The 4,121-nt window shown below is 52.1% G+C and carries 3 protein-coding genes; 2 read left to right on the forward strand and 1 reads right to left on the reverse strand.

What is annotated here, in order from left to right; all coding sequences use genetic code 11:
- Positions 1-368 precede the first annotated feature (368 nt).
- Positions 369-1,367, reverse strand: a complete 999-nt coding sequence (locus ADIS_RS12490; protein ID WP_010854893.1) for a polysaccharide deacetylase family protein — start codon at positions 1,365-1,367, stop codon at positions 369-371.
- A 267-nt stretch (positions 1,368-1,634) separates the two neighbouring features.
- Here ADIS_RS12490 and ADIS_RS12495 point away from each other — a divergent pair, with 267 nt between their 5' ends.
- Together ADIS_RS12495 and ADIS_RS12500 are read left to right on the forward strand one after the other, a co-directional pair.
- On the forward strand, positions 1,635-2,684 hold the full coding sequence (locus tag ADIS_RS12495) for a hypothetical protein (RefSeq protein ID WP_010854894.1): 1,050 nt from the start codon (positions 1,635-1,637) through the stop codon (positions 2,682-2,684).
- A gap of 157 nt (positions 2,685-2,841) precedes the next feature.
- Positions 2,842-3,855: a metallophosphoesterase family protein gene (locus ADIS_RS12500; protein WP_010854895.1), complete on the forward strand. Its 1,014-nt coding sequence runs from the start codon at positions 2,842-2,844 to the stop codon at positions 3,853-3,855.
- Positions 3,856-4,121 lie beyond the last annotated feature (266 nt).

A 4,121-nucleotide genomic window follows, 5' to 3' on the forward strand; every position in this document is an offset into this window, starting at 1 on the left:
ATCTGGTATCTCTATTCCCCGGGTTGGCACCCGGGGTTATTGATATTCGACCGCCTTCGGGGTCTTTTTGGGAGATATGAGATGTTAGATATGAGATAGTAGACCCGATATTCTCCCGATCCAACGGTTCGACAGTACTAGCGAGATTGCTTCGTCGCCCGCTCCTCGCAATGACGACAAAGGCTGTCTAGATTGCTTCGCTCCTGCATCGTTACCAAAACCAAACATCCGAAGCTACCCCGCTTTCACAAAAACAACCCCATATATCGCCGCAGGCCTATATCACGAAGTGTACATCGCGAAGCATATATCATTTTAATATCGCCACACCTATCTACCGACAGGTAGAGGCGTATTTCCTGAATATATCATTTCACCTTCCTCCTCCTCTCCATCAACTCCCTCCAGGTCGTCAATATCACGCCCTCTGCCTCGACAAACTCCCTTAACTTCGGATCCATCATCGCAAGCATGTCGCCCTTGCGCAGGGAGCCACTTGGGGAGATGCGCTCAAAATGGGGCGTGGAATTGGTCGCATGGGTAATGATCTGTGTCACCCCCGGCTGTAACATCCGAATGGTTTCTATAAACTTCTCTGTTTTGTAAGCTTGTATCCTATCATCGTCTCCTTCGATCGCAGGATCGATCTTCCAACTGTAGCTGTCGGTATGCAGGTCATCCAACACCGGCAGCCCGGCCTCCCAAAGCATCTTCCCGATGGCCTGTAACTGTTCCACATTCAGGTTGCTGGCGTTGCTTTCCTGCTGTATCCACGTAGCATGCCCTCCGGGAAACATCACCGGAATCTGATATTCCATACCCAATTGCAGGTACTTTTTCAAAAATGCCTCACTGGCAAAGAGCGTCCCCATATGGGAATCCAGGTGGGTGGGCTGAAAACCCATTCCTATAAACTTGTCCACTTGCGCTTTGATTTCAGTATAGAGTTCCTCTGGATTGCCATGCTGCACTACTTCGCGTACAGAAGGCCATAGGTAGCCACTAGGATCAACCAAACTGGGGGTGGTCGGCTTACCTGCCACCGGACCCCAGCGGTATCCTTTCCACTCCGAGGTGAGTGTAAGGTGAACGCCCGCATCGACCTGCGGATGGTCTTTCAGGTAGTCAAAGTAATCCGGAACCCAGGAACAGGGCATCATGATGGAGCAAGAGGTGGAAAGGCCCTCCTCCATGGACATAATGGTTCCTTCGTTGGCTTCATACGACATGCCGGTATCATCTACGTGAAAAATAATCACCTTGGCCCCCTTGGGAAAACCAAGTTTTTCTGCATAGGTCTGGGAAACCACGGGAAAGGTCAACCAGGAAAACAAGAGGATAAGAACGCCGATCAGTTTTGTTTGCATTATAAATAAATTTGTTGTTCAATAAATAACTAGCAACTAAGGTACCTCATTTATCCAAAAAAGGACTAAGCTACCACACACATCTTTACCAACCTGCCACCGGAAGATGGCAGGTTAACCCGATTACCGGGACTATCTGGCCAAACCTTCATTTGCTTTCTAGTCCATAAGCTTATAATTTTAACGCAAGGTTTAGAAAACAGGGCACCACACGCGTCAAATCCAAGCAGATTCAGGTTTGCTCTTCAAATAACACAATTTTAGGTAATGGAACATGCAGAAGCTTCCCCGGAAGCCCGAAAAATAAAAGGTATTTTATATCTCCCCCAAACAGCCCAGGCCAACCATTTTGAAAAGCTGGTAGAAAGTTTCTCCTGTGATATCGTGTACTACGACACCGACAAGGTGGACGATGATACCCTAAATTTCAAATTCCTGCTCCCGCTGGCCAACGAGGCTAAGGAAAAGGAAATAGACGTTGCGCTCGGGTTTGACAAGGCACTGAAGCGGATCATTATCGGCTACCTCAATCAGGAGGGGAAATTCCTCGTCCTAAACGCCCATCAGCAGGCGGCCATGCTGGTAGATCACTTTTTAAGCTACCAGCGCAGCGATGCGCCGGAGGGAAGGATCGTGATAAAAGGCACCATCCTCTCCCAGCAGATCGACAAGATCATCACGCGAAACGAGGGCATCTACCGGGAAAGCCATGTGGGCTACGATGCCCTGAAAGATACCTGGGAGCGGGAACAGAAAGACGGCTTACCCATGCTGGCCTGCGACGACCGTAACCACCTCCTCCTGCACCCAGACCCCGTAGAAAACGCGGCAAAGGTGATTCAGCTCATCCAAACCCTGCTGGAGCGACTGATCCGAAGGGAGTCGGGCATTTTTGCGCACCACGTAGACCTGCAGCTAGCTTACAAGCTCTACGGGGAGAAAACCTTCAACATCTCCTCCGAAGGCCAGAACAAAAAGATTTTTGACCGTTTTCGCACCAAGCCCCCGTCAGACAGCATCAACGAGGAGTTGGTCTCCATCTCTGACTTCAAAAAAGACCTGTTCCAAAACAAACTGACCGGAAGAAAGGGGCAGACCGAACTGGGGCCTGCCGACCTGGTTCAGTTGGAGTTCACCTCCGGCCTAAAGATCAGCGTAGAACTGGCAGAGGGTGGCAACAAACTGTTTCTGCACCTGAGCGATTACATCGACTGCTACAACAAAAATGCCTTTCCCGACGCCCGCAAAAACATCCACGATCGCCTGCTGAAGATCGTTGTTTCCCTGGGCAAAGTGGTGATCAATCTGGGCAATTGATCCTTCCGCTTGGGCTGGAGCCTCCCCCCTCAATTGATCCGATGGATAGGCAAGCGGATTTTGCGCGGATCGGGCTCCATTCCACCGAAAATCCGTATCTTGGATCGTAAGCAACTGATAGAAAAACGAAAGCTTCCTTTTATAACCAAAGATACCTATGCTACGAAGAGGATTTATCTCCCGCACCCTGGGCGGCCTTGTAGGCCTTGGCCTGGGGAGTACCCTTGTACAGGCAGAAACGCCCAGTGCGTATCGACCGAAACAGGATGGCCTGAGACGAACAGTCAGCACCAACGGCCATCAAATCGCCATCTATGTAGAGGGACAGCGGGAAACCGCCAAGATCCTGCACGTCACCGACACCCACCTGTTTCGCGACGACGAGCGCGGCCTGCCCTATACCCGCTACAGTGCCCGTATGGCCAAGGCCTACAATCAAACCACCCATTGGCAAAGCGGTGCGTCCATCAACCCGGAGATTGCCTTTGAGGAAACCCTGGCCATTGCCAACGAAAAAAAGATTGACCTCCTGGGGCTCTCCGGCGATATCTTCAGCTTCCCCTCCCAGGCCGCTGTGGAATGGGTGCTGGAACGCCTGCAATCCAGCGGACTGGATTTCCTCTACACCACCGGCAACCACGACTGGCACTACGAAGGCATGGAGGGCAGTCTGGATGAACTGCGCCGAGAATGGTCGGAAAAACGGCTCAAGCCCCTTTTTCAGGGTGCCCATCCGCTTATGTCCGTCCGGGATATCAAAGGGATCAAGGTGCTCTCCATGGACAACTCCACCTACGAAATCAACGAAGCCCAGCTCGAATTTTTCCGCCAGCAGGTCGCCTCGGACAAACCACTGATTCTCTTGGTGCACATACCGCTCTATGCCCCGGGAAGGTCGGTAGGCTACGGCTGCGGGCACCCAGATTGGGGCTGGGAAGCAGACCGAAACCACGAACTGGAAGGACGCCGCAGATGGCCCAAAGAAGGACACACCGCCACCACCCGGGCCTTTTACCAAGAGGTTTTCCAGGCCCCCAACCTACTCGGCGTCTTTGCAGGGCACGTGCACCGGCAAACGGCGGATATCGTCCACGGCATCCCGCAGTTCGTCACCGCCCCCAATACCACTGCCGCCTACCTGGAACTGGATATTCTGCCTCTCGAAACCTAGCCCTCCGCAGGAGCATTGGCATGATGTAGCCGTCAAACATTGGAGTGACATTCCAAAAGGAGTACCTGGCGTTTTCAAAAAAATATACGATTGAATGGGATGGGCGATTTTTGTGGGACTGATCGCCGCACCGTTGGTGCTTCCGGCGAGGCGATCGAATGATTCCATAGCCCTGCCGGGCTATGCTAATGCTCATCGCACCGTTGGTGCTTATGTATTTCCGCACCAACCGTGCTAAACCATTCGCATCGGACATCAACCGAACC

The organism is Lunatimonas lonarensis (assembly GCF_000390185.1).
In the GTDB taxonomy this organism is placed as follows: domain Bacteria; phylum Bacteroidota; class Bacteroidia; order Cytophagales; family Cyclobacteriaceae; genus Lunatimonas; species Lunatimonas lonarensis.

What these genes read in the sequence shown, in the direction of transcription:
- ADIS_RS12490 (WP_010854893.1), bottom strand. Translation starts at nt 1,367, where the DNA reads ATGCAAACAAAACTGATCGGCGTTCTTATCCTCTTGTTTTCCTGGTTG.
- ADIS_RS12495 (WP_010854894.1), top strand. Translation starts at nt 1,635, where the DNA reads ATGGAACATGCAGAAGCTTCCCCGGAAGCCCGAAAAATAAAAGGTATT.
- ADIS_RS12500 (WP_010854895.1), top strand. Translation starts at nt 2,842, where the DNA reads ATGCTACGAAGAGGATTTATCTCCCGCACCCTGGGCGGCCTTGTAGGC.